This window comes from Streptomyces sp. WMMC1477, assembly GCF_027460245.1.
Lineage (GTDB): Bacteria > Actinomycetota > Actinomycetes > Streptomycetales > Streptomycetaceae > Streptomyces.
This window is the reverse complement of record NZ_JAPZBD010000003.1, coordinates 1,645,001-1,670,081: the sequence shown is the minus strand read 5'-3', so window position 1 is coordinate 1,670,081 and position 25,081 is coordinate 1,645,001. Positions and strand designations below refer to the sequence as shown.

Annotated in this window: 21 protein-coding genes (1 of these 21 only partly in view); 15 read left to right on the top strand and 6 right to left on the bottom strand. The window is 75.3% G+C overall.

Annotated features, from left to right (window positions below; translation table 11 throughout):
* Nucleotides 1-7 precede the first annotated feature (7 nt).
* On the bottom strand, nt 8-760 hold the full coding sequence (locus tag O7609_RS07600) for a TIGR03089 family protein (protein WP_269734189.1): 753 nt from the start codon (nt 758-760) through the stop codon (nt 8-10).
* 139 nt (nt 761-899) lie between these two features.
* Between O7609_RS07600 and O7609_RS07595 the strand changes: the two genes are divergently transcribed.
* The 3 genes from O7609_RS07595 (at nt 900) to O7609_RS07585 (ending at nt 4,906) form a co-directional block, all read left to right on the top strand.
* Nucleotides 900-2,474, top strand: coding sequence for a peptidoglycan recognition protein family protein (locus O7609_RS07595; RefSeq protein WP_269743290.1), 1,575 nt, complete (start codon nt 900-902; stop codon nt 2,472-2,474).
* Nucleotides 2,475-2,804: 330 nt separating this feature from the next.
* Complete coding sequence (locus tag O7609_RS07590; RefSeq protein WP_269734187.1) at nt 2,805-3,890, top strand: NDP-sugar synthase; 1,086 nt, start codon at nt 2,805-2,807, stop codon at nt 3,888-3,890.
* A gap of 101 nt (nt 3,891-3,991) precedes the next feature.
* On the top strand, nt 3,992-4,906 hold the full coding sequence (locus tag O7609_RS07585) for a DNA-3-methyladenine glycosylase family protein (RefSeq protein ID WP_269734186.1): 915 nt from the start codon (nt 3,992-3,994) through the stop codon (nt 4,904-4,906).
* Nucleotides 4,907-4,971: 65 nt separating this feature from the next.
* Here O7609_RS07585 and O7609_RS07580 read toward each other — a convergent pair whose 3' ends face one another.
* The 3 genes from O7609_RS07580 to O7609_RS07570 form a co-directional block, all read right to left on the bottom strand.
* Entirely contained in the window at nt 4,972-6,291 is a 1,320-nt protein-coding gene (locus tag O7609_RS07580; protein ID WP_443072236.1) for a coenzyme F420-0:L-glutamate ligase, read from the bottom strand.
* 62 nt (nt 6,292-6,353) lie between these two features.
* Entirely contained in the window at nt 6,354-7,310 is a 957-nt protein-coding gene (gene cofD, locus O7609_RS07575) for a 2-phospho-L-lactate transferase (RefSeq protein WP_269734184.1), read from the bottom strand.
* 13 nt (nt 7,311-7,323) lie between these two features.
* Nucleotides 7,324-7,923 (bottom strand): cysteine dioxygenase, encoded by a 600-nt coding sequence (locus O7609_RS07570; protein ID WP_269743288.1) that lies wholly within the window; start codon nt 7,921-7,923, stop codon nt 7,324-7,326.
* Between the two features lie 635 nt (nt 7,924-8,558).
* Between O7609_RS07570 and O7609_RS07565 the strand changes: the two genes are divergently transcribed.
* From O7609_RS07565 to O7609_RS07555, 3 genes are all read left to right on the top strand, one after another.
* Nucleotides 8,559-8,822: a WhiB family transcriptional regulator gene (locus tag O7609_RS07565; RefSeq protein ID WP_191211831.1), complete on the top strand. Its 264-nt coding sequence runs from the start codon at nt 8,559-8,561 to the stop codon at nt 8,820-8,822.
* 516 nt (nt 8,823-9,338) lie between these two features.
* On the top strand, nt 9,339-12,956 hold the full coding sequence (locus O7609_RS07560; protein ID WP_269743287.1) for a glycosyltransferase family 2 protein: 3,618 nt from the start codon (nt 9,339-9,341) through the stop codon (nt 12,954-12,956).
* Nucleotides 12,953-14,539, top strand: a complete 1,587-nt coding sequence (locus O7609_RS07555; protein WP_269743286.1) for a DUF5719 family protein — start codon at nt 12,953-12,955, stop codon at nt 14,537-14,539. The genes O7609_RS07560 and O7609_RS07555 overlap by 4 nt, the downstream gene beginning before the upstream one ends.
* A gap of 25 nt (nt 14,540-14,564) precedes the next feature.
* On the opposite strand, the gene O7609_RS07550 is transcribed toward O7609_RS07555, so the two are convergent.
* The gene (locus tag O7609_RS07550) at nt 14,565-15,029 is read right to left on the bottom strand and encodes a metallopeptidase family protein (protein WP_269734180.1); all 465 of its coding nucleotides are present in this window, start codon (nt 15,027-15,029) and stop codon (nt 14,565-14,567) included.
* Between the two features lie 384 nt (nt 15,030-15,413).
* Between O7609_RS07550 and O7609_RS07545 the strand changes: the two genes are divergently transcribed.
* From O7609_RS07545 to O7609_RS07510, 8 genes are all read left to right on the top strand, one after another.
* Nucleotides 15,414-15,842, top strand: a complete 429-nt coding sequence (locus tag O7609_RS07545) for a DUF3499 domain-containing protein (RefSeq protein ID WP_269734179.1) — start codon at nt 15,414-15,416, stop codon at nt 15,840-15,842.
* Between the two features lie 144 nt (nt 15,843-15,986).
* A complete protein-coding gene (locus tag O7609_RS07540) occupies nt 15,987-17,336 on the top strand; it encodes a phosphomannomutase/phosphoglucomutase (RefSeq protein WP_269737060.1) in 1,350 nt (449 codons plus the stop codon).
* A gap of 115 nt (nt 17,337-17,451) precedes the next feature.
* Nucleotides 17,452-17,646 (top strand): Trm112 family protein, encoded by a 195-nt coding sequence (locus O7609_RS07535; RefSeq protein ID WP_269734178.1) that lies wholly within the window; start codon nt 17,452-17,454, stop codon nt 17,644-17,646.
* Between the two features lie 14 nt (nt 17,647-17,660).
* Nucleotides 17,661-18,797, top strand: coding sequence for an SIS domain-containing protein (locus O7609_RS07530; RefSeq protein ID WP_269743285.1), 1,137 nt, complete (start codon nt 17,661-17,663; stop codon nt 18,795-18,797).
* Nucleotides 18,798-18,862: 65 nt separating this feature from the next.
* Entirely contained in the window at nt 18,863-20,071 is a 1,209-nt protein-coding gene (gene manA, locus O7609_RS07525; protein ID WP_269743284.1) for a mannose-6-phosphate isomerase, class I, read from the top strand.
* 51 nt (nt 20,072-20,122) lie between these two features.
* Nucleotides 20,123-21,067, top strand: coding sequence for a cation diffusion facilitator family transporter (locus tag O7609_RS07520; RefSeq protein WP_269734175.1), 945 nt, complete (start codon nt 20,123-20,125; stop codon nt 21,065-21,067).
* A 314-nt stretch (nt 21,068-21,381) separates the two neighbouring features.
* A complete protein-coding gene (gene ahcY / locus O7609_RS07515; protein WP_269743283.1) occupies nt 21,382-22,839 on the top strand; it encodes an adenosylhomocysteinase in 1,458 nt (485 codons plus the stop codon).
* A gap of 110 nt (nt 22,840-22,949) precedes the next feature.
* Nucleotides 22,950-23,600 (top strand): hypothetical protein, encoded by a 651-nt coding sequence (locus O7609_RS07510; protein WP_269743282.1) that lies wholly within the window; start codon nt 22,950-22,952, stop codon nt 23,598-23,600.
* Nucleotides 23,601-23,633: 33 nt separating this feature from the next.
* On the opposite strand, the gene O7609_RS07505 is transcribed toward O7609_RS07510, so the two are convergent.
* Nucleotides 23,634-24,563, bottom strand: coding sequence for an RDD family protein (locus O7609_RS07505; protein WP_269743281.1), 930 nt, complete (start codon nt 24,561-24,563; stop codon nt 23,634-23,636).
* Between the two features lie 108 nt (nt 24,564-24,671).
* On the opposite strand from O7609_RS07505, the gene O7609_RS07500 reads away from it, so the two are divergent.
* Nucleotides 24,672-25,081 carry the beginning of a stage II sporulation protein M gene (locus tag O7609_RS07500; protein WP_269743280.1) on the top strand. 598 nt of this gene lie beyond the right edge of the window, so the window shows 410 of its 1,008 coding nt (coding positions 1-410); the start codon lies at nt 24,672-24,674; the stop codon falls past the right edge of the window.

Genomic DNA, 25,081 nt, shown 5'->3' with positions numbered 1-25,081 from the left:
GCGACCGCTACTGCGCCGTGTGGGTGACGCGCTCGCTGTCCCTGCGCGACGCGAGCGAGGCCGCGTCCAGGCGGTCGAGATTCCGGCACAGGACGACCGAGCCCCCGGCGGCCAGCGGGGCGAGCAGGCCGCGGGACAGGCCGTCCCAGTCCGCGTAGCCGAGCCCGGACAGGACGCGGGAGCCGGACGTGAGCCCGAGGGCGGCGGCGTCGGCACGGGCGCGTTCGACGACCTGGGCCCCCGTCAGCTCCTCGCCCGAGATCGCCAGGGCGATGTCGTCCGGCGCGGGCGGAACGTAGGGCGTGAAGTGGTCCCCCTGGCCCGGGACCTCGACGGCGTAGTCCGCGAAGCCCTCCGGCGGCTCCGGGAACCGGGCGCCCAGGGGGCGCAGGCTCATCGCGACGCGCGGTCCCGTGCACGCCCGCGCCTCGGCCAGTGCGTCCGGTCCGGCGACGACGACGTCGGCGGCGGCCGGATCCCCCTGGGGGGCGGCGACGACGCCCGTCGAGGCACAGGCCAGCATCCACACCGCCGTCTGCCAGTGCGCGGGCAGCAGCAGCGCCACCCGGTCGCCGGGCTCGGCGGACAGCTCGTCCTGGACCAGGTTGGCGGTCTTGGCCACCCAATTGGCGAACGTCGCCACGGAGAGTTCGACGCGCTCGCCCGTCGCGTCGTCGTAGAAGGTCAGCAGCGGGCGTGCCGCGTCCTCGGCGAGGGCGGATCTCAGCAGGTCGGCAGGGGTTCGGTCGGTGGCGTTCATGCGCGTCAGCGTACGACCCGGCTCCGCTGGCGCACCGTCAGCGGGTCTGCCGAGCGAGGGATGTTGACGGTATTTCAGGGCTCTTGTCCGGCAAATGCCAGATGGACAGACGTAACGGGTTATGAACACCATCATGACTATGCGTGCACTTCTGACGTCCTCGATCGGAGTGGTCTGCTCGGCCGCGCTCCTCGTCCCCCTCGCCTCGTCCTCCGTCGCGACCCCGGCCGCGCCCTCCGCCCCCGTCCCCGTCCCCGGCTCCGCGGTGCCACCGGCCGAGGGCACCGCTTCCGGGCACCCCGAGTCCGGCGCCGGGTCCGACTCCGGGTCCGGCGCCGAAGCCGACGCCGGTGCCGAAGCCGGTGCCGCCCGCCCGGCCGGAAACCGGTCGCTTCCCCTGGAGCCGGCCACGCCGAACGACCCCGTGACGATCGAGCTCGGCGCCGGGGCGGTCGACGCCCTCGCCGGGATCGCCCCGCGTGAGGTCGAGAGCTTCTCGCTGCTCGGCGTCGCCTGGGCGGACGCCCGGGAGGAGCTGCACAGCCGCGTCCAGGTGCGGACCAGGGACGCGCAGACCGGCGAGTGGTCCGAGTGGCGGGACCTGGCCCACCACACCGACGAGGCCCCCGACCCCGGCTCGGCCGAAGGCCGCGGCGGCCCGGTCCGGGGGAGCACCGCCCCCCTGTGGGTCGGGACGTCGGACGGCCTCGCCGTCCGGGTGCTCCCCGAGGCGGGCCGGGAGGCGGCGGAACTGCCCGAGGGGCTGCGGCTGGAGATGGTGGACCCCGGCGGTCGCCTGTCCGCCGACCCGGCGGCCGGGCCGGACACCGGCTCCGGCGCCGACCTTCCCTCGACCCGCGCGTTGACCTCGGCGCGTTCGGCCGGAGCCGCCGGGCCTGATGCGGCGTCACCCGAAGCGCCGTCAGCCGGATCCGGGGCCATGCCAGGTGCCGGGCCCGAGGGCACGGCGCGGGACCTCTCCCCGGCCGCCTCGGCGGCCAGCGCGGCCAACGCGCGCATCGCCGAGCTTGGTGCCAAGCTCATCCCCGCGCTCAACCGCAAGCAGACCGCCGCCGGGCTGGCCGAGGCCCACGCCGGCGTCTCCCATGACCACGTGGGGCCGCGCCCCGGCATCGTCACCCGGCGCGGCTGGGGAGCCGACGAGAGCCTGCGCGACGGCGGGTTCCTCTACACGAACACCGTCAAGGCGGCCTTCGTCCACCACACGGGCGGCAGCAACTCCTACAGCTGCTCCCAGGCGCCGTCCGTCATCCGCAGCATCTACCGCTACCACACGATCAGCCTGGGCTGGCGGGACATCGGCTACAACTTCCTCATCGACAAGTGCGGCCAGATCTACGAGGGCCGGGCCGGCGGTGTGCGGCGTGCGGTGATGGGCGCCCACACCTACGGCTTCAACCACGACACGATGGGGATCGCCGTACTCGGCTCGTTCGGCGGCGTCAGCCCGACCAAGCAGGCCACCGACGCCGTGGCCAAGCTGACGGCGTGGAAGCTCGGCCTCTTCGGTATCAACCCGGCCGGCAGCGTCACCCTGACGTCGGGCGGCGGCAAGTACCCGAGGGGTACCCGGGTGCGGATGGAGGCCGTCTCCGGCCACAGGGACGGCTACGCCACCGCCTGCCCCGGCGCCCGCCTCTACAGCGCGCTCGGCGGTATCCGCTCACTGGCCGCCCGGCTCCAGGGGCGGTAGCCCGTCCCCGTCCCCGGCCCGTCCGCGTCCGTGTCCGCGGCTGCATCGTCCCCCTCCGTGTCGTCCGCTCCGTTGCGCCGCTCTGTCCGTGCGCGCCCCCGCGTCCGGCCCGGTGTCTCTCCGGCCACTCCGGAGTGCCCGGGCTGTGGCGCGGGGGCGCGCACGCGTCCACCGCAACCTCACCGAGTTCCGCCTCGTCCTTGTCGGAGTGCTCCGGCGGTCCGTGCGTCCCGGTCCGTGGAAGGGCGCGTTTTTAGCTCCGCCTACACTGGCCGACCAGCTAACCGGGCAGTAACCTTCGGCAAAACCTCGGCAGGAAGCAGGACAAACGTGACAGAAGCGATCCTCCTCGTCGGAGGGAAGGGCACCCGGTTGCGCCCGCTGACGGTCAACACGCCGAAGCCGATGGTGCCGGCGGCCGGGGTGCCGTTCCTGACCCACCAGCTCGCCCGCGCCCGCGCCGCGGGCGTGGAACACGTCGTGCTGGCCACCTCCTACCTGGCCGAGGTGTTCGAGCCCTACTTCGGGGACGGCTCGGCGCTGGGCCTGCACCTGGAGTACGTCACCGAGCGGGAGCCCCTCGGCACCGGCGGCGCCCTGCGCAACGTCGCCTCGCGGCTGCACTCCGCCGCCGACGAGCCCGTCCTCGTCTTCAACGGCGACATCCTCACCGGCCTCGACATCGCGGCGCTGGTGTCCACCCACCGCAGCACCGGGGCGGACGTCTCCCTGCATCTCACCCGCGTCCCGGACCCCCGGGCGTTCGGGCTCGTGCCCACCGACGACGCCGGGCGCGTCACCGCCTTCCTGGAGAAGCCGCAGACCCCCGAGGAGATCGTCACCGACCAGATCAACGCGGGGGCCTACGTCTTCACCCGGTCCGTGCTGGACACGATCCCCGAGGGACGGCCCGTCTCCGTGGAGCGCGAGACGTTCCCCGGGCTGCTGGCCGAGGGCGCCCACCTCCAGGGCATGGTCGACTCGACCTACTGGCTGGACCTCGGCACCCCGCAGGCCTTCGTCCGCGGCTCGGCCGACCTCGTCCTCGGCCGCGCCCCTTCCCCGGCCGTGCCCGGGCGGCGCGGGGAGTTCCTGGTGCTGGACGGCGCCGAGGTCGCCCCGGACGCCAAGCTCTCCGGGGGCACGGCGGTCGGCTCCGGTGCCGCGGTCCGCGCGGGCGCCCTGGTCGAGGGCAGTACCGTGCTGCAAGACGCCGTCATCGAGCCCGGCGCCGTCGTGCGGGACTCCCTGATCGGGGCCGGGGCCCGGGTGGGTGCCCGCACCGTGCTGGACGGCGCGGTCATCGGCGACGGTGCGGTCGTCGGGGCCGACAACGAGCTGCGGGACGGCATCCGCGTGTGGTGCGGGGCGCGCATAGCCGACGCCGCCGTGCGCTTCTCCGCCGACTGCTCGTGACCCCGGGCCCGGGGTGCCGGCACCGGCCCGGCACCGGCCCGGACCGGCACCGGTCGCCGACGCCGGCCCGGGTTGTCACCGCCCCGGGCTAGCCTGAACGCGTGTCCCTCACCCGAAGCTGGGCTCCGCCCGGCCCGTACGACCTGCGCCGCAGCCTCGGCGTGCTGCAACGCGGCCCCCACGACCCGGCCTGCCAGGTGGCCCCGGGCGCGGTGTGGCGGGCGAGTCGCACGCCGCAGGGCCCGGTGACGCTGCGGCTGGTCCAGGGGCGGGCGCGGGTGACGGGCACGGCCTGGGGGCCGGGCGCCGAGTGGGCGCTGGACCGGCTGCCCACCCTGCTCGGCGCGGCGGACCGCCCGGAGGAGTTCGTCGCCCATCACCGGCTCACCCGCGAGGCGCACCGCCGGCTGCCCGGGCTGCGGCTGGCCCGCACCGGGCTGGTGCTGGAATCGCTGATCCCCGCCGTGCTGGAGCAGAAGGTGACGGCGATCGAGGCGTACCGCGCCTGGGGGCGGCTCCTCCGGCGCTTCGGCGAGCCCGCACCGGGCCCGGCGGAGGGACGGCCGGAGGGCCTGTACGTCATGCCCGATCCGCGCGGCTGGGCCCTCGTCCCGTCCTGGGAGTGGCACCGGGCCGGGGTGGACGGCAAGCGCGCGGCCACCGTCGTCCGCGCGGCGCGGGTGGCGGGGCGGCTGGAGGAGGCCGCCGCGATGGCGCTGCCCGAGGCGCTGGCGCGGCTCCGGCTCGTCCCCGGGATCGGTCCGTGGACGGCGGCCGAGACGGTGCAGCGGTCCAACGGTGAGCCGGACGCCATCACGGTCGGCGATCTGCACCTGCCCCGGCAGGTCGGCTACGCGCTGACCGGCCGGAGGGACACGGACGACGACGGCATGCTCGCCCTCCTCGCCCCCTACGTGGGGCAGCGGCACCGCGCGGCACAGCTCATCCTGGCCGGCGGCCCCCGCATGCCCCGTCGTGCCCCGCGCATGTACGCCCGCGACATCGCCCGGTTCTGACGGTCCGCCGCGCGCACCAGGCGGGCGGACAGGGCCTCGGGGCCCGCCACGCCGGGCGGGCGCGGTCAGCGGACGACGGTGAAGTCCGCACCGGAGCGGGGCGGGCGGGGGAGCGGGGCGCTCGCGGGGCGGCCGACGGCCACGGTGCCCATGGGGTCCCACGTGGCGGGGAGGTCGAGTACGCCGCGGACGACGTCCCGGCAGAACATCGTGGAGGACACCCAGGCCGAGCCGAGGCCCTCACCGGCCAGCGCGACGAGGAGGTTCTGCACCCCCGCGCCGGCCGCCACCACGAACATCTCCCGCTCGGCGGTCGCACGCCGCTCGTCGGGGTAGCGGTGGGCGCCGTCGGCGACGAGGCAGGGCACGACCAGATACGGCGCGCGGCGCAGCACGTCCCCCCGGCGGACGCGGCGCGCGATGGCCGCCTCGTCCCGGCCGTCGGCGCGCAGGTCGGCGATCCAGGTGTCCCGCATGGCGTCCAGCAGCCGCAGCCTGCTCTCCGCGCTCTCCAGCAGCACGAACCGCCAGGGCGTGGTGTGGTGCGGGGCGGGCGCGGTGACGGCGAGGTCCACGGCACGGCGCACGGCGGCGGCGTCGACGGGGCCGTCGGCGAACTCGCGGACCGTGCGCCGCTGTGCGACGGCCTCCCGCACCGCCTCGGAGGTGCCGAGCCGGAACATGTCGTTCTCCGGCGCCCTGACGAGGGCGGCGGCGCCGAGGTCGGGGCGCGCGTCCGGGGCCGGCTCGCCGGCGGCCTCGGCGGGGAGGAGCCCGTGGACGTGCTGGGGCAGTCCGCGGACGACGGCGACGGGGCGGCCGTCCGCCTTGCCCTTCACCAGCTCCGCGGCGGCCGCCAGTTCGTCGGCGACTGCGGTGACCGTCACCCCCAGCGGATTGCCGTGGGAGTCGGACCCGCCGCGCAGGTCGTCCAGGACGCGGACCCCCGAGGCGCCGACGGCCACGTCCGTCTGCCCCTCGCGCCAGGGCCGGCCGAAGGTGTCGGTGACGACGACGCCGACCTCGACGCCGAGCACGTCCCGCAGGCCCCGGCGGATGCGGCGCGCGGAGGCGTCCGGGTCCTCGGGCAGCAACAGCACGGTGCCGGAGGGGGTGTTGGAAGCGTCGACCCCGGCGGCGGCCATGACGAACCCGAGCCGGTTCCGCACGATGCGGGTGGCCCCGCGCCGGGCCACGACGCGTACCGTCTCGGCGTCGATGGCCGCCTCCCGGTCCGCGGCCTCGGCCATCCGGCCCTCGGCCTTGCTGACGATCTTGGAGGTGACGACGAGGACGTCGCCGTCGGCGAGGCCGGGCAGCCCGTTCCCGGTCGCGGCGTCGGCGATGAGCTTCACCAGGTCGTCGCCGGGCCGGACTTCGGGCATCCCGGGCGGGGCCCACACCTGGTAGGCGGGCACGTCCGCCCCGGGCGTGCCCGGCCGGGGCGTCACGCGCGGACCTCCTCGGCCAGGGCCAGGGCCGTCCGTGCCATGGCCGCGGTGGCCTCGGCGTCCGACATCAGCAGGGGCACCGCGCGGCAGCGGATCCCCGCCGACTCGACCTCCGCCGCGACTCCCGCGTCGGACTCGTCCACCAGCCAGCCGTCCAGCAGTCCGGAGCCGTAGTGCGCGGCCACGGCGGCGGCGCTGGACTCGACCCCGATGGCGGCGAGCACCTTGTCGGCCATGCCGCGCACCGGTGCGCCCCCGATGATCGGGGAGAGCCCGACGACCGGGACGTCGGCGTCCGCGATGGCCTCGCGCACCCCGGGCACGGCCAGGATGGTGCCGATGCTCACGACGGGGTTCGACGGCGGGAAGAGGACGACGTCGGCCGCGGCGACGGCCTCCACCACCCCGGGGGCGGGCGTGGCCTGTTCGGCGCCGACCGGGACCACGGCGTGCGCCTTCGGCTCGGCTCGCATCCCGACCCAGTACTCCTGGAAGTGGACGGCCTTGCGGCCCTCCTCGGTGTCGACGACGACATGCGTCTCCACCCGGTCGTCCGTCATCGGCAGCAGCCGCACGCCCGGCTGCCACCGTTCGCACAGGGCCTCGGTGACGGCGCTGAGGGGGTACCCGGCGCCGAGCATCTGGGTGCGCACGATGTGGGTGGCGAAGTCGCGGTCGCCCAGACCGAACCACTCGGGGCCGACGCCGTAGGCGGCCAGTTCCTCCTTCACCGCGAAGGTCTCGTCGGCCCGGCCCCAGCCCTGTTCCTCGTGGATGCCGCCGCCGAGGGTGTACATGACGGTGTCGAGATCCGGGCAGACCCTCAAGCCGAACAGGTGAATATCGTCCCCGGTGTTGCCGATGACGGTGACGTCCGCGTCGGGCGCGGCCTGTTTGAGGCCGCGCAGGAACCGGGCGCCACCGATGCCTCCGGCCAGAACCACAATGCGCATGCGGCCCAGTCTGTCAGCCGCGGGCGAGGTCCCGGGCCGCGGACGAGCGCTGCGGTGTGTGCGTTGACGCCTCGCCCCGCCCGGGGAGGGGGGCCGCCGTCGGCGTGGGCAGCGGGACGACGAGCAGGGCGACGGCGGGCTCCAGCGCGTCGTTGACCAGTTCGCGGGCCGGGCCGGGCGCGAACACCCGCCGCGTGCCCGGCGTCAGCGTCCGCGTCGACGGGCCGGCGCGCTCGGTCAGCCGGCCGGCGAGCACGGCCAGGACGCCGGCGCCGAGCCCGGGCACGTCCTCGGTGCCGGTTCCGGCGGTGGCCGCCCCGGGCGCGGCTCCGGTGGGCTCGTCCGCGGCCGGGCCCACGGGCGCGTGCGGGGTGGTGCTCTGTCCCGGCACCCAACTCAGCAGCCAGACCTCGTGGCTGGGCCCGCTCCGCAGGCGGCGGTACCGGCGGGAGCCGGCGTCATAGCGGACGAGCGGTTCCCAGGTCTCGCGGTCGGCCGCGAAGCGGGCGGCGAGCCCGGCCAGGCCGGCGACGGTGCTGGGATGCTTGGGGGCGGGCGGCAGGAGGTGGGGTACGGCGAGGATGTCGCCGGCGATCTCGACGTCGCTGTTCACGGTGTGCGGTTCCTGTGGGTGCGGTGCGAAGGCCGCCCGGGCGGCGGGCGACGGGCGGGCTGGAGGAGGCGGAACGTCTCAACAACAGCGACAGGAACAACAGCGGCAGGGAGCCGGGGCAGCGCGAAGGGCCCCGCGGCTGCGGGGCGGGCGGTTCGCAGCGCTCGCTGTCGGCTCGGCCATGGGAGCAAGAACAGCGTGTCGTTCGTTCCCCTGTCAACCGGCTCCGCCCGATTGGTGGTCGCTGTCACTCCATCCGGTGAGGGGCCGTGAGGAAAGGTTTGTGCGCCTCGTTGGGGGATACATGCCGCAGCAACCGCGCACGTGGATGGCGTTGTCGATCCGTGACCGATTTGTGATCTTGGTCGCTTCGGGTGTTGTCGCGCGTTGCGGGCGGGGTCCGTCACGGCCTCCTCCGGGTGCGGGTGCGGACCGGGGGGACCGGATTCGGTTGTCATCGTTTGGGGCGATTTCAACACTTACCGCGGAGGCTTGGTTCCGCAGAGTGAATAACGGGCCCGCTAGCAGAACCCGGCTTGACTGGTCCGGATCGGCACACTTGTAATTTCACTCGTGTCGTTCGCGGGCGATAACGACGGCATCACGGGGACGTAAAGACGACAAGGGGCGCGCACATGACCGAGCCGTTCCAGCAGTTGCTGGTGCAGGAGGCAGACGAGGAGCTCGGCTGGCAGGAGCGCGCTTTGTGCGCGCAGACGGATCCCGAGTCCTTCTTCCCGGAGAAAGGCGGCTCCACGCGCGAGGCCAAGAAAGTCTGCCTCGCCTGCGAGGTGCGTTCCGAATGCCTGGAGTACGCACTCGCCAACGACGAGCGCTTCGGGATCTGGGGCGGTCTTTCCGAGCGGGAACGCCGTCGGCTGAAGAAGGCCGCCGTCTGACGACGGGCGCCGGGGCCAGGCGGCCGGCGCCGGAGACCTGACCGCGGGCCGACGAGGACCGGCGCGACGGGCCGCCGTCGACCGCCGCCGACCGCGGTCGCGGGGGCGACGGCCGAGGGCAGGCCGTCGGGCGCCGATCCGGCGGCGCCGCGCCTCCCGCCGGCGAGACGCGCGCCCGGGGCCCCGGAACCCGGGAACCGGGACCGGCTCCCGGCCCCGCACGCGCCCGGGGCCGTGCGGCACCCGCGAGCGGGCCGGGTCCGGGCCGTTCCCCTCGGCGAACGAACCGGAGGGCTACCGGGCAAACGACCGGCGAACGACCGGGCATCCGGGCGAACGACCGGGCGCGAACGAACCGCAGGGTGACCGGAGAGCCGCCCGGGGACCGGCGGGGCGAACGGCCGCGCGGGCGGGGAGCCCCGCACGGGGTGCCGCGACGCGGCGCAGCGCTAGTGTGGGCCACCGTCCACGACGCAGCCGCGTCGACCGCACCCACCGACCGGGGCCCACAGCTCGATGTCCGTGCACAGCCAGTCGTCGGCGGCCCAGTACGAGCAGGCCGCGCCCGAGTTCCCCCAGCATGTCGTCACCGCCGTGCTCGTCTCCCACGACGGTGAGCGCTGGCTACCCGACGCCCTGGCCGGAGTCACCGGCCAGACGCGCCCTCCGCAGGACGTCATCGCGGCCGACACCGGCAGCGCCGACGGCTCCGCCCGGCTTCTCGCGGACGCCTTCGGGCCCGACCGCGTCCTGCATCTCGCCCGTCGCACCGGCTTCGGCAACGCCGTGGGCGAGGCGGCCCGCACAGCGCCCGTCCTGACGCCCGACGACCTGCCGTACCTCAAGCGCCCCAGCGCCTGGGACCCGGCCACCCGCACCTGGCGCATGGAGGCCTACGACATGCCCGAACTCCCCCACGGGGAGCCGGTGCACTGGCTGTGGCTCCTGCACGACGACTGCGCTCCCGAGCCCGACGCCCTGCTCGAACTGCTGCGCGTCGCCGACTCCAGCCCCTCGGCCTCCGTCGTCGGCCCCAAGCTGCGCAGCTGGTACAACCGCCGCCAACTCCTGGAGACCGGCGTCACGATCGCCTCCAGCGGCCGCCGGTGGACCGGCCTGGACCGCCGGGAACAGGACCAGGGCCAGCACGACCAGGTGCGCCAGGTGCTCGCCGTGTCCACCGCGGGCATGCTCATCCGGCGCGACGTCTTCGAGCGGCTCGGCGGCTTCGACCGGCGTCTGCCCCTCATGCGGGACGACGTCGACCTGTGCTGGCGCGCCAACGCCGCCGGACACTCCGTGCTCATCGCCCCGCAGGCCGTGCTGCGGCACGCCGAGGCGGCGTCCCGGGAACGGCGTCCCATCGACTGCGCGGGCCGCACCGTGGCCGGGCCGCACCGGGTGGACAAGGCGGGCGCCGTCTACACGCTGCTCGTCAACGCTCCCGGACGGGCCCTGCCGTGGGTGTTCCTGCGGCTCGTCCTCGGCACGCTCGTGCGCACCCTCGCCTACGTCGTCGGCAAGGTGCCGGGACAGGCGCTCGAAGAGATCACCGGCCTCTCCCGCACGCTGCTGCGCCCCGGGCTGATCCTCGCGGCCCGGCGGCGGCGCGGGAAGCGGAACCCGGCCCTGCCGCCGGGAGAGTCCCCGCCCGACCCCAAGGAGCTGCGGCCCCTGTTCCCGCCGCCCGGCGCCACCGTGCGGGCCACCCTGGAGCGGGCCGCGTCGAGCGTCTCCCGGCGCACCGGCGCCGAGACCCCGCCCGGAGGCGGTGGCCGGCACGGTGCCGTCGAGTCGGGCCCCGGCGCCGAGGATGCCGACTTCCTGGAAGTCGAACAGTTCGCCCGGGTCAAGCGCATCGCCCGCCGCCCCGGGCCCATGCTCTTCGTCGCCCTGCTGCTCGTCTCGCTCGTCGCCTGCCGGGCGCTGCTGGACTCCGGCGCCCTCGCCGGGGGCGCGCTGCTGCCCGCCCCCGGAGACGTCTCCGGGCTGTGGTCGCGCTACGCCGACGCCTGGCGGCCCGTCGGTATCGGCGGCACCGAGTCCGCGCCGCCCTACCTCGCGCTCCTCGCCGGGCTGGCCGCGCTCCTCTTCGGCAGCACCGGGCTCGCCATGACGCTGCTGCTCGTGTGCTCCGTCCCGCTCGCCGGCTTCTCCGCGTACTTCGTCTCCCGCCCGCTGGTGGACTCCCGGCTGCTGCGGGCCTGGGGCGCCGTCGCCTACGCCTTCCTGCCCGCCGCCACCGGCGCGCTGGCCTCGGGCCGGGTCGGCACGGCCGTGCTCGCCGTGCTGCTGCCACCGCTCGCCCGCACGGCCGTGGCCGCCGCCGGGATCGGGCGGACGGGACGGCCCACCTGGCGTGCCCTGTGGGCCTGCGCCCTCCTGCTGACGCTCGTCACCGCGTTCACGCCCGTCGTCTGGGCCGTGGCCGCCGTCCTCACCCTGGCTCTCCTCGGGGTCCGGCTGCGGCAGGGGGCCGGGACCAGTGCGCTCGGGCCCCGGGCGCTGCTGCTCCTGGGCACCCCGCTCCTGCTGCTCGCCCCCTGGTCGCTGACGCTGCTCACCAGCCCCGGAACGCTGCTCGAGGAGGCCGGTCTGCCCTACGACGGCGGCACCGCCTCCGCGCTCGGCCTGCTCACCCTGGACCCGGGCGGCCCCGGCACGTACGGCGGGCTGGTCCTCGTCGGACTGCTCCTGGCCGGCCTGGCGGCCCTGCTGCGCCCCGAGCGGCAGCAGGCCGTCCGCGGGCTGTGGGGCGTGGCCCTCACCGGGCTGCTGTTCGCCGTCCTCTCGGCCGGTTCCGGCTGGGCCGGGCCCGCGTCGCTCGTCTACGGCCTCGCCCTGGTCGCGGCCGCCCTGCTGGGCGCCGAGGGCGCCCGCACGCGCGTCACCGCCCAGTCCTTCGGCTGGCGGCAGCCGGTGGCCGTGCTGGTCGCCGCGCTCGCCGCGCTCGCGCCCGCCGTCTCGGCGGTCGGCTGGATGGTGCACGGCGCCGACGGACCGCTCCAGCGGCGCAGCCCGGTGCAGGTACCGGCCTTCGTCGCGGAGGAGGCGGCCACGGCCGACCGCCCCCGCACGCTCGTCCTCGAGGGCGGCGACGGCGAGGAGGTCCGCTACACGCTCGTCCGCGGCTCCGGCGCCCGGCTCGGCGACGGCGACGTCCTCCGGGGCGCCGAGGAGCCCGGACACCTCGCGGACACCGTGGCCAACCTCGTCGCCGGGTCCGGAGCCGACCAGCGGGACCAGCTGGCCGGATACGGCGTCCGCTACGTCTTCGTGCGCGGCGACGCCTCCCGCGACCTCGTCCGCGTCCTGGGCGGCACGCCCGGACTCCAGCGCCTCAGCGACCAGCACGGCGGCCACCTGTGGCGCGTGGACGACGGCACCGGCGTGGACATCGCACGCGTGACGATCGTGGCCGAGGGCGAGGACCCGGTCGCCGTGGCCGCCGGGCCGGTCGACGTGGCCGCCGAGATCCCGGTGGGCCCCGAGGGGCGGGTGCTGCGCCTCGCGGACGCCGCCTCGGACGGCTGGCGGGCCACCCAGAACGGCCAGGAGCTCGAACCCGTCACGCTGGACGGCTGGGCCCAGGGCTTCGAGCTGCTCCCGTCGGCCGGGCGCGTCACCGTCGAGTACGAGACGCCGACCAGCCGCACCGTGTGGGTGTGGACCCAGGTGTTCGGGCTGCTCGTCGTCCTGGTGCTGGCGCTGCCGGGCCGCAAGCAGCACAACGACGACGACCTGCCGGAGGCGGAGGCCGCGGCCGTACCCGCCCAGCCCGTCGACGGGGAGGGCCGCCGGGCCCGCCGGCTGCGCGCCGCCGCCGCGGAGCGCACCCCGCCCGCCGACCCGGCCGTCGCTGCTGTGCCCGCGGCCCCCGAGACGCCCGCGGCCCCCGAGACGCCCGCGGCCCCCGAGACGCCCGCGGCCCCCGGCGTGCCCGCGGGCTCCGGGTGGGGCGGCGACCCGGCGCGGGAGGCGCAGGCCCAGCCCTCCGTCCCCGGCCCGCAGCCCGGGTACGACGGCTCCTACGACGCGTACAGCGCATACGGCACCCACGGCGCCCACACCCCCCGCGACGACGGCCGGGGCCACCACGACGGCACGACGTACGACCACCGGAGCCAGCAGTGAGCCTCAACCGCCCCGTCACCGCCCTCGCCGCGGCCGTCGCCGCGCTCGCCGCCCTCACCGGCGTCGCCACGGTGACGACGTCCGGGGCCGAACCCGGCGCCGGCTCCCCGGCGGACGCCGAGCGCCGGCCCGTCCAGCGCTCCACCCTCGTCTGCCCGCAGCCCGCGCCGTCCGACCTGGCCGAGACGACCTTCACGGCCTTCTCCCCGGGCGTCCCGGGAAGCGGTGCGGCGGAGAGCGGCGAGGAGGACGGCGAGGGCCGCGCCGGGTTGCTGCCCGCCGTCTCGACGCTCGACAACGGCGGTTCCGAGAAGCGGTCCGAGGACGCGAAGCCGCTGCTCGCCCTCACCCAGCCCGGCCGGCCCGCAACCCACACCGCGGACAGCATCGACATCCCCGCGCTCAGCGGCACCGCGACGGGCGCGCTCGCCCCGGGCTGGACCGTGCAGCAGACGACCCTCGTCGCCGTAGGCGGCGGCCGCGGCCTGCTCGGCCTGCAGTGCTCGGTGCCCGACACCCGCTTCTGGTTCCCCGGGGTCAGCACCGCGGAGGAGCGCCACGACTACATCCACCTCACCAATCCCGACGAGGCCTCGGCCACCGTCGACCTGAAGCTGTACGGCCCCGAGGGCGCGATCGAGTCCGAGAGCGGCTCGGGCATCAACGTCCCCGCCCACTCGACCGTGCCGGTGCTGCTGTCGGCGCTCACCCCGGAACCGGTCGAGAGCGCGACGCTGCACGTCGCCGTCCGCTCGGGCCGGGTCGGCGCGCAGCTGCAGGCCGTGGACGAGAAGCTCGGTTCCGACTGGCTCACCCCGGCCGCCGAGAGCCCCGGCCAGGTGGTGATCCCGGGCCTTCCCGGGGACGCCACGGAGGTGCGGCTCAGCGCGTTCACGCCCGGCGACTCCGACGTGACGTTCCGGGTCGGGCTGGCGGGCCCGTCCGGCTCCTTCACCCCGGCGGGCCAGGAGACCCTGCACGTCAAGAGCGGCATGACGACGTCCGTGGACCTCCGCGAGCTCACCCGCGGGGAGCCGGCGTCCCTGGTGCTCACCCCGGAGGAGGGGGACGGCAAGGCCCCGGTGGTGGCCGCGGCGCGCGTCGTCCGGGGCGGCGCGGACGGCTCGGGTGAACAGGACGGCGGCGGGAACGGCGGCGACGGCGAGGGGGCCGGGGGCGAGCGGGAGGTCGCCTTCATCCCGTCGACCGGCCCGGTCGAGTGGCGCGCCACGGCCGCGGGGAACGAGCGGAAGGGCAGCACCCTCTACCTGACGGCACCGCGGGACGGCGCGAAGGTGAAGGTCACGGCCTCGGCGGGGAGCGAGGGCGGCACGCCCGCCGAGCGCACGGTCACCCTGAAGCCGGGCTCGACGACGGCGGTCGACGACCTCTCGCCCCAGGACGGGGAAGGGCGTTTCGCGCTCACCGTCGAACCCCTCTCGGGCGGCCCGGTGTACGTGTCGCGGATGCTGGAGCGCGAGGAGGACGGCATCCCGATGTTCACGGTGCAGGCGCTGTCCGACGACGGCGGCACGGTGACCGTTCCCCCGGCCGCCCAGGACCTGGCCGTTCTCAACCGGTAGCCCCCGGCCGGGGCCGGGCCGGCGGTCAGTCCTGGCCGTACCGGGGATCGACGGACTCGGGGGCGAGGCCGAGCAGCTCGGCGACCTGCTCGACGACGACCTCGTGCACGAGGAGCGCCCGTTCCTCGCGGGTCCGGCTGCGCAGCTCCACGGGGCGGCGGTAGACGATCACCTGGTCGGGCCGGTCGCCGCGCGCCGGGACCAGCCGGCCGAGCGGCACGCCGTGGCCGAGGCCGTCCCAGACGTCCTGCGCCTGCCCGGAGTCGTCGAGCGCGGGCACGTCCTGCACCCCGAAGCGCACCGAGGAGAGCTGGGGCCACTGGCGTTCCAGCCGTTCCGCCGAGTCGCGCACGAGATCGTCGAACGAGGCGGCCCGGCTGACGGCGAGCGGGACCTGCGGCGGCGCGAGAGGGCCGCGCATCCCCCGGCCGTGGCGGTCTCGGTGGCGCGCCCGGTTCGGTGGCCGATGCGGCGGTACGGCGTTGCTCATCACCCCTGAGCGTATCCGGAGGCAGCCGCCCGCACCCGGGTCCGCGCTGCCGCGCCGTGGCGGGGTGTGACGGAGGGTGCGGCGAGCCGGTCCCCCGGGGAGACCGGAACGGCGCGGGGCAACCGGGTAACGGTGGCCGGAGGGGGCGCGAGGGCCTCCGGCTGTCGGCCGATGACCGGTCGGGCGAGGTTCCTGGCGGCTTTCCGACAGTTGGCCGACCGTTTGCCGCTCGCGGGTGGCGCCGTCCGGGCTGCGGGTGACCGCCCCCGCGCCTCTTGCAGTGACGATTCTTCAGAGAGCCCGGGCCTTTGCCCTGTTCAGTGCCCGTCCCTCCCGGCCGCCCTTTCCCGGCGAAGCGGGACGACACGGCCGGGTGACCCCCGGGTGAGTCGTCGCAGCCCGCTCAGGAGTGCGGTACCGTCCAACATCGTGAGCCCTGTACGTCGCTGTTCGCGCACCGCGTGCGGTCGTCCCGCCGTCGCGACGCTGACGTACGTCTACGCGGACTCCACGGCCGTCCTCGGCCCGCTCGCGACCTACGCCGAGCCCCACTGCTACGACCTGTGCTCCGACCACTCGGACCGGCTCACCGCACCGCGCGGCTGGGAGGTCGTCCGCCTCGCCGTCCCCACCGGTCCCGCCCGGCACTCCGGGGACGACCTGGAGGCCCTGGCCGACGCCGTCCGTGAGGCGGCCCGCGCCCCGCGCACCGAACGGCAGCGGCCGCGCCCCGCCGCCTCCGGCCAGGAGGCCGACCCGATGGAGGTCGCCCGCCGGGGGCACCTGCGCGTCCTGCGCTCGCCCGACCCCTGACCGACGCCCCGCCCGCCGGCCCGACTGCGGCCCGCCCGCCGGCCCGACCGGCCGGAACCCGACCCCGGCCGACGGGGCCCCGCCCGGCGGAGCGGTAGATTGGCCCGCCTGAATGGACGGACGAAGGGGCGGGCTGTGCCTGACATGTCGCAGATCATCAAGGCGTACGACGTGCGCGGCGTCGTTCCCGACCAGCTCGACGAGGAGCTCGTCGGACTGTTCGGCGCCGCCTTCGCCGAGATCACGGGCGCCGCCCCCATCGTCGTCGGCCACGACATGCGGCCCTCGTCCCCGGGCCTGGCCGCGAGCTTCGCCCGCGGCGCCGCCGCCCGTGGAGCCGACGTCACCCTCGTCGGGCTGTGCTCGACCGACCAGCTCTACTTCGCCAGCGGGCACCTCGACCGCCCCGGCGCCATGTTCACCGCCAGCCACAACCCGGCCGAGTACAACGGCATCAAGCTGTGCCGGGCCGGAGCCGCCCCCGTCGGCCAGGACACCGGGCTCGGGGAGATCCGCGCGCTGGTCGAGGAGTGGCTGCGCACCGGGCCGCCCGAGCCGGCCCACGCACCCGGGACCGTCACCGAGCGGGACGTCCTCGCCGACTACGCCGCCCACCTGCGCACCCTCGTCGACCTGAGCTCCATCCGGCCGCTCAGGGTCGTCGTGGACGCGGGCAACGGCATGGGCGGCCACACCGTCCCGAGCGTGCTGGCCGGGCTGCCCGTCGAGCTGGACCGCCTCTACTTCGAGCTGGACGGCACGTTCCCCAACCACGAGGCCAACCCGCTGGACCCGGCCAACATCGTCGACCTCCAGCGCCGCGTCCGGGAGACCGGCGCCGACCTGGGACTCGCCTTCGACGGCGACGCCGACCGCTGCTTCGTCGTGGACGAGCGCGGCGAGCCCGTCTCCCCGTCGGCCGTCACCGCCCTGGTGGCCTCCCGGGAGCTGGCCAAGCACGGGAGCGGCACGATCATCCACAACTGCATCACGTCGTGGTCGGTGCCCGAGGTCGTCAAGGAGGCCGGGGGCACGCCCGTCCGCACCCGCGTCGGCCACTCGTTCATCAAGGAGGAGATGGCCAAGACCGGCGCCATCTTCGGCGGCGAGCACTCCGCGCACTACTACTTCCGCGACTTCTGGAACGCCGACACCGGCATGCTGGCCGCGCTGCACGTCCTGGCGGCCCTCGGCGAGCAGGACGGGCCGCTTTCGCGGCTCTTCACCGCCTACGACCGCTACGCCGCCTCCGGCGAGATCAACAGCCGCGTCGCGGACCAGCCGGGCCGGGCCGCCGCCGTCGAGGCCGCCTACGCCCAGCGCGACGACGTGACCCTCGACCACCTGGACGGGCTCACCGTCACCGCACCGGACTGGTGGTTCAACCTGCGCGCCTCCAACACCGAGCCGCTCCTCCGGCTCAACGTGGAAGCCCGGTCCGCCACGACCTGCGCCGCGATCCGCGACGAGGTCCTCGCCATCGTCCGGGCCTGACCCGCAACAGCCCGCCGGACCGGTCCGGACCGGAGCCGAAGCCTCCGCCGCGCAGGCGCACCCCTGACCAGCGGCGGTAGGCTGAGGCCAGTTGCCCAACGTCTGGAGGGACGTCATGCCGCTCGAAGCCGGCCTCCTGGAGATCCTCGCCTGCCCGGCGTGCCACGCACCCCTCCGGGAGGAGCCCGCGCCCACCGGGGAGCCCGCCGACGCCGAGCTGGTGTGCACCGACGCCGCCTGCGGGCTCGCCTACCCCGTCCGCGACGGCATTCCGGTGCTCCTGGTCGACGAGGCCCGCCGACCGGCCTGAGACGGGGGCACGCCATGCTGGACGAGCCGCTTCTGGACGACCCGCGAGCCCTCGCCGACGCCGACCGGGCCGCCCTCCTCCGCGCCACCGCCGAGGCCGGGGCGCGGGTGCGCACCGCCGTCCGCGACGCGACGGACGCCGGCCTGACCGAACTCCGCCCCGACGGCCGCCCGCGCGGCCTCCTCGTCGCGGGCCCGGCCCCCGCGGCGGGCTGCCTCACGGACCTGCTCGCCGCCGTCAGCCACGGCGTCCTGCCCGTGTCCCTCCTGCGGCCCTTCGGCGCGGCGGCGGCACCGGAGGCGCTGCGGTGGGCCCTGCCCGGCTGGGCCGGCCCGCTGGACCTGCTGGTCATCGTCACCCCGGACGGCGGCGAGCCCGGCCTCAGCGCCCTCGCCGAGCAGGCCTACCGGCGGGGCTGCACCGTCGTCGCCGTCACCCGGGAGGGCTCCCCCGTCGCGCGGACCGTCCACGACCTGCACGGGCTCGCCGTTCCGGTCAGCCTGCCCCCGCCCGCCGCCGCGCCGCGGGGCGAGGCGCCGCCCGTCGCTCCCGGCTCGCTGTGGGCGCTGCTCACGCCGCTGCTGGTCCTCACCGACCGGCTCGGCCTCGGCCACGCCCCGCCGCACGCCCTGCAGAGCCTGGCCGACCGGCTCGACGCCGTCGCCGAGCGCTGCGGCCCGGCGGCCGAGACCTACGCGAACCCGGCCAAGACACTCGCCGCCGAGCTCGCCGAGTCACTGCCCGTGCTGTGGAGCGAGGGGCCCGTCGCGGGCGCCGCCGCCCGCCACTTCACCACCGCCCTGGCCGCGCTGTCCGGCCGCCCGGCCCTGGCCGCCGAGCTGCCGGAGGCCCTCACCGTCCACCGGGCGCTCCTCAACGGCGTGTTCGCAGCCGGCGCCGACGAGGACGACTTCTTCCGGGACCGCGTCGAGGAGCCGACCAGACTCCACGCCCGCGTCGTCCTGCTGCGCGACCTGACGGGCGGCGCGGAGAGCGCCGCCGAGCCGGCCCGCGAGCTGGCCTTCACCCACGACACCGGACTCAGCGAACTGGAACCCACCCCCGGCAGCAGCGTGTTGGAAAGCGCCGCCGAGCTCATCGCCACAACGGATTTCGCTACGGTTTACCTGACGCTCACCCCTGAGGCGTAGATCTGTCAGGCGCTCCAGCCGACAGCCAGGCGGGAGTCCGTTCGACACCTCGTGGAGGAAGCCCGATGGACCGGCTCGTCAACACCGTGCGCCCCTACGCCTGGGGCTCCACCACGGCCCTCCCCGAGCTCCTCGGCGAGGAACCCACCGGCAGCCCCCAGGCGGAACTGTGGATGGGCGCCCACCCCGGCGCCCCCTCCCGCATCGACCGCGGGGACGGCCCGCGGCCCCTCACCGACGTCATCGCGGCCGACCCGGCCGGAGAGCTGGGCGCGGACAGCGTCGAGGCCTTCGGGCCCACGCTGCCGTTCCTGTTCAAGGTCCTCGCCGCCGCCGTCCCGCTCTCCGTGCAGGTGCACCCCGACCGGCGGCAGGCGCGCGACGGGTTCGCGGCCGAGGAGGCCGCGGGCATCCCCCTCGGCGCCCCGCACCGCAACTACAAGGACGACAACCACAAGCCCGAACTCGTCTGCGCCCTCACCCCCTTCGAGGGATTCTGCGGCTTCCGGCACGCCGACGAGGCCGCCGAGATCTTCGCCGGGCTCGAGGTCGACGGCCTCAAGCCCTACGCGGACCTCCTGCACGCCCACCCCGAGGGCGACGCCCTGCGCGAGGTGCTGACCGCCGTCCTCACCGCCGACCGGAACGAGATCGCCGAGACCGTCTCCGAGGCCGCCGTCGCCGCCGAACGCCTCGGCGCCGGGGACGGACCCCACGCCGCCGCCTACGCCGCCGCCGCCCGCGCCGCGCACCACCACCCCGGGGACCCGGGCCTCCTCGCCGTCCTGCTGCTCCACCACGTCGTGCTCCAGCCCGGTGAGGCCCTCTACCTCGGAGCGGGCGTACCGCACGTCTACCTCAGCGGCCTCGGCGTCGAGCTCATGGCCAACTCCGACAACGTGCTGCGCTGCGGATTCACGCCCAAGCACGTCGACGTCCCCGAGCTCCTGCGCGTCGTGCGCTTCGAGCCCGGCGACCCGGCCGTGCTGCGCCCCGAGGCCGGGGAGGACGAGGCCGAGGTCTACACGACGCCCGTCGACGAGTTCCAGCTCTCCCGGCACGTCATCCCCGCCGCCGCGGCGCCCCGCACCCTGCCCGCGCACGTCGCCCAGATCCTGCTCTGCACGCAGGGCGAGGTCACGCTGCGGGACGCCGAGGGGGCCGAACTCCGGCTCGCCTCCGGCCAGTCGGCCTACATCCGGGCGGACGCAACGGTACGGGCGGAGGGTGAGGGTACGCTCTTCCGCGCTGCGGCGGCCGTCACGCCGCGCTGAGCGAACCGGCCGCCGGCAGCGACACATCCGTACCCCGGAAGGACGTCCCGCATGAGCGCCCACAGCGGCACGAAGGCCATCCTGGCCGCCCTCTGCGCCAATCTGGCCATCGCCGCCGCCAAGTTCGTCGCCTGGGCGTTCAGCGGATCGTCCTCGATGTTGGCCGAGGGCGTGCACTCCCTGGCCGACTCCAGCAACCAGGGCCTGCTGCTCCTCGGCGGCAAGAAGGCCAAGCGTGCGGCGACGGAGGAACACCCCTTCGGCTACGGCCGGGAGCGCTACGTCTACAGCTTCCTCGTCGCGATCGTGCTGTTCAGCCTGGGCGGCGTCTTCGCCCTCTACGAGGGCTACCACAAGATCTCCGACCCGCACCCGATCGAGCACTGGTACTGGCCCGTCGGCGTCCTCGTCTTCGGCATCATCGCCGAGACCTTCTCGTTCCGCACTGCCGTCCAGGAGGCGAACGCCGTCCGCGGCGACCGCTCCTGGAGCGAGTTCGTCCGGCACGCCAAGGCGCCGGAGCTGCCCGTCATCCTGCTGGAGGACCTGGGCGCCCTCGTCGGGCTCGTCCTGGCGCTCGGCGGCGTCGGCCTCGCCCTGCTCACCGGCGACGGCGTGTGGGACGGCGTCGGCACGATGTGCATCGGCGTGCTGCTGGTCGTCATCGCCGTCGTGCTCGCCGTCGAGACCAAGTCCCTGCTGCTCGGCGAGGCCGCCGGGCCCGAGGACCTGAAGAAGATCCGCTCCGCGCTGGTGGACGGCGAGGGCGTGACGTCCATCATTCACATGCGCACCCAGCACCTCGGTCCCGAGGAACTCCTCGTCGCCGCGAAGATCGCCGTCCGGCACGACGACACCGCCGCGCGGGTCGCCGAGGCCATCGACGCCGCCGAGGAGCGCGTGCGCGCCGCCGTCCCGTCGGCCCGCGTGATCTACCTCGAACCCGACCTGCTGCGTTCGCCGACGCCCGAGGCGGACGCCACCGTCGGAGCCTGACCGGGACGGTGTGACACCCGTCGCTCAGGCCCTCCTCGCGGCACGCGCCATTGGGACGAGCGCGCCGAACGTGTAGATTCGTCAACGCACAGACGTCGCTGCTGATGGCGGTCGGGCGTCCCGCACCGCGGGGCGGTCGAGGGAGAGAGGGCCTCCGACGGACTGCGCTGCGGCCAGGGGACCAGAGGGTCCGTAGGGTGCACCGGGGCGGGCGCACAGCGCCACCCGGTATCGCGTCGCACCCTGTCGCGTACCCTGCCCGCTGCCGCAGACCAGCCCACGTACCTCGACCCACAACCGAGGAGCAGCACACCATGACGACGACCGACAGCACGCGTGACTTCAAGGTCGCCGACCTCTCGCTGGCCGAGTTCGGCCGCAAGGAGATCTCGCTGGCCGAGCACGAGATGCCCGGTCTGATGGCCATCCGCGAGGAGTACGCCGCGCAGCAGCCGCTGGCCGGCGCGCGGGTCACCGGCTCGCTGCACATGACCGTGCAGACGGCGGTCCTGATCGAGACGCTCGTGGCGCTGGGCGCGCAGGTGCGCTGGGCGTCCTGCAACATCTTCTCCACCCAGGACCACGCGGCGGCCGCCGTGGCGGTCGGCCCGAACGGGACCGTCGAGAACCCGAAGGGCGTGCCGGTCTTCGCCTGGAAGGGCGAGACGCTGGAGGAGTACTGGTGGTGCACGGAGCAGGCGCTCACCTGGCCGGGCACCGACACCGGCGGCCCGAACATGATCCTGGACGACGGTGGGGACGCCACCCTGCTCGTCCACAAGGGCGTGGAGTACGAGAAGGCCGGTGAGGTCCCGGCCGTCGAGACCGCGGAGAGCGACGAGCACCGCGTGATCCTCGAGCTGCTCCACCGCACGCTGGGCGAGTCGCCGCAGAAGTGGACCCGCCTCGCCTCCGAGATCCGCGGCGTGACCGAGGAGACCACGACGGGCGTCCACCGCCTGTACGAGATGCAGCAGGACGGCCTGCTGCTGTTCCCCGCGATCAACGTGAACGACGCGGTGACGAAGTCCAAGTTCGACAACAAGTACGGCTGCCGCCACTCGCTCGTGGACGGGATCAACCGCGCCACCGACGTGCTGATCGGCGGCAAGGTCGCGGTCGTGTGCGGCTACGGTGACGTCGGCAAGGGCTGCGCGGAGTCCCTGCGCGGCCAGGGCGCCCGGGTCATCGTCACCGAGGTCGACCCGATCTGCGCCCTCCAGGCGGCGATGGACGGCTACCAGGTCGCCCGCCTCGAGGACTTCGTCGAGACCGCCGACATCTTCATCACCACCACGGGGAACAAGGACATCATCCTGGCCTCGGACATGGAGCGGATGAAGCACCAGGCGATCGTCGGCAACATCGGCCACTTCGACAACGAGATCGACATGGCCGGCCTCGCCAAGATCGAGGGCGTCGTACGCGACGAGGTGAAGCCGCAGCTGCACACCTGGACCTTCGCCGACGGCAAGAAGATCATCGTCCTGTCCGAGGGCCGCCTGCTGAACCTGGGCAACGCGACGGGCCACCCGTCCTTCGTGATGTCCAACTCCTTCGCCAACCAGACGATCGCGCAGATCGAGCTGTTCACCAAGACCGAGGAGTACCCCACCGGCGTGTACGTCCTGCCCAAGCTGCTGGACGAGAAGGTGGCGCGGCTCCACCTCGACGCCCTCGGCGCGCGCCTCACCGAGCTGCGTCCGGAGCAGGCCGCCTACATCGGCGTCCAGGTCGAGGGCCCGTACAAGCCCGACCACTACCGCTACTGACGGTACTCACCGACCGACCGGCACCGATCACCCACGGCGGCCGGCTCCGCCGGAAGTCGGCCCCCGTCGCCCCGCCGGGCGACGGGGGCTCGCCGTATCGAGGACCCACCATGCCCCGCGGCCGCTACTCCCTGCACGACCCGCACGACCACACCCCCCTCGGCGAGGAACACTTCCAGTGCGCCACCGGCCCCTCCGGCTGGCGCTACGTCTCGCGGACCACCACGCCCTCGGGAGCGGAGGCCGGCTCCGTCGACCTCACCCTGGACGAGCTCGGCCGCCCCCTCCGGCTGGAACTCCGCGCCGGCGGCTGGCACGTCCGCGGCGCGGCCCTCGACGGCGTCACCTGGGTCCGCGCCGACCCCCGGGGCGAGCACGCGGAGGAGGGCAACGTGCGGGCTCACGGCTTCACCGGTGCCTCCCCCGCCTTCCTCGTCGCCACGTCCCGGCTGCTGCGCCCCGCCACCGCAGCGCCCGCGACCCGGGTGCGCCTCGTCGCCTTCAGCCCTCCCGTCCTCGCCCCGCGCACCCTCGACCAGAGCTGGACCCTCGTCGGCAGCCAAGCACACCCCACCGACAGCGCCCCGCTCGTCGTCGACGAGTACCGGGTCGGCGACCTGGAGACGGGCGAGCAGCACACCGTGCACATCGCGGGCGACGTCGTCCTCTCGGCACCGGGGATCGAGCTGGAGGATCTCGAGTCCCCGCCCTCCACCTTCGAGACCCCGGGCTCCTCCGGGCCCTTCGGCCCCTCCGGCTGACGGCCACTCCCGCGCGCGGCGACGTCCGGCGCGTCAGGCCGGCGGCACGAACCCGCCCCCCGCGGGCCGCTCGGGGCCCGTGGGGGGCGGGCTCGTCCCGTCCGGGGCCCGACGCACCGAGCCGTGCCACCCGGGCACGGCCGCCGGCCGCCGCGCTCCCGCGGCCCCGGGCGGCACCGCCGGCGCGGAGGCCGCCCGCACGGCGGGCCCGGGCCCCTCTCCCCAGAGCCTCCTGGCTTCCCGCCGCTGCCGCTCGGACAGCACGCCCGCGAGGTAGCCGACGGGGGAGACCCCCTCGGGCGCCGGCGTACCGGTCGCGGCCACCACATCACCGGCCAGCCGCTCCGCCAGTGAGGCACCGACCCGCGGATCGAGCTGCCCCGCCCGCGTCAGGTACTGCCGCACCGCCAGCCACAGCGAGTCCGGCACGCGGGAGAGCTCCAGCCCGCCGAAGTACCCGGCCAGCCACGGCGGGGGAGCCGGCACCGGGGCCGACCTCGGCGCGGGCACCCGCTCCGAGACGACGAGCGTCCCCGCGAAGACGTCCCCCAGCCGACGCCCCCGGGCCGAGACCAGGGAGGCGACACAGGCCACCGTGCCCAGCGTCAGCTGGATCTCGAAGAAGCCCAGCAGTCCGCGCACCAGCGCGTGCCGGAACCGTACGGGGCCGCCGTCCACCCGCACGACCCGCAGCCCGCACACGAGCTTGCCCAGCGAACGGCCATGGGACAGCGTCTCCACGGCCACCGGGCCACCCATGAGCACCACGATCACGAGCCCGACCGACACGGCCGCCACCGCGGCGCCGTCCAGGCCGAGCACCGCCGTCGTCAGGAAGACGGACAGCAGCAGGTAGACGGTCCACAGGGCCAGCAGGTCGATGGCGACGGCCAGCGCCCGGCTCGGCACCCTCGCGGGCCGTAGCCCGAGCACCACCGCGTCGCCCGTCACCAACTCGCTCACGGCACATCCCCTCCGCTCCGCCGCCGGCTTCCCCGGTCGCGTTCCGCCTACGCACAGTCTGCCGACCGGCCGCTGCGAACCGCCACGGCGGTCTGCCAAGCTCGCAGCATGGATCTCGACGTCTTCGTCTCCGCGCACCGCCCCGAGTGGGAGCGGTTGGAGGAGCTGCTGCGCCGCCGCCGTCCTCGCTCCGGGGCCGAGGTGGACGAACTCGTCAGCCTCTACCAGCGCACCGCCACGCATCTGTCGCAGATCCGGTCCAGCGCACCCGACCCCGCGCTGACGGCCAGGCTGACCGGGCTCGTCGCCCGGGCCCGCAGCGCCGTGACCAGCCCGCGCCGCTCGTCCTGGCGCGACGCCGGTCACTTCCTGGCCGCCGGCTTCCCCGCCGCCGTCTACCGCACGCTGCACTGGTGGGCGCCGACGGCCGTCCTCTCGCTCTGCCTCGCCGCCGTGATCGGCTGGTGGATCGGCGTCACCCCCGAAGTCCAGGCCGCCATCGGCACCCCGGAGGAGCT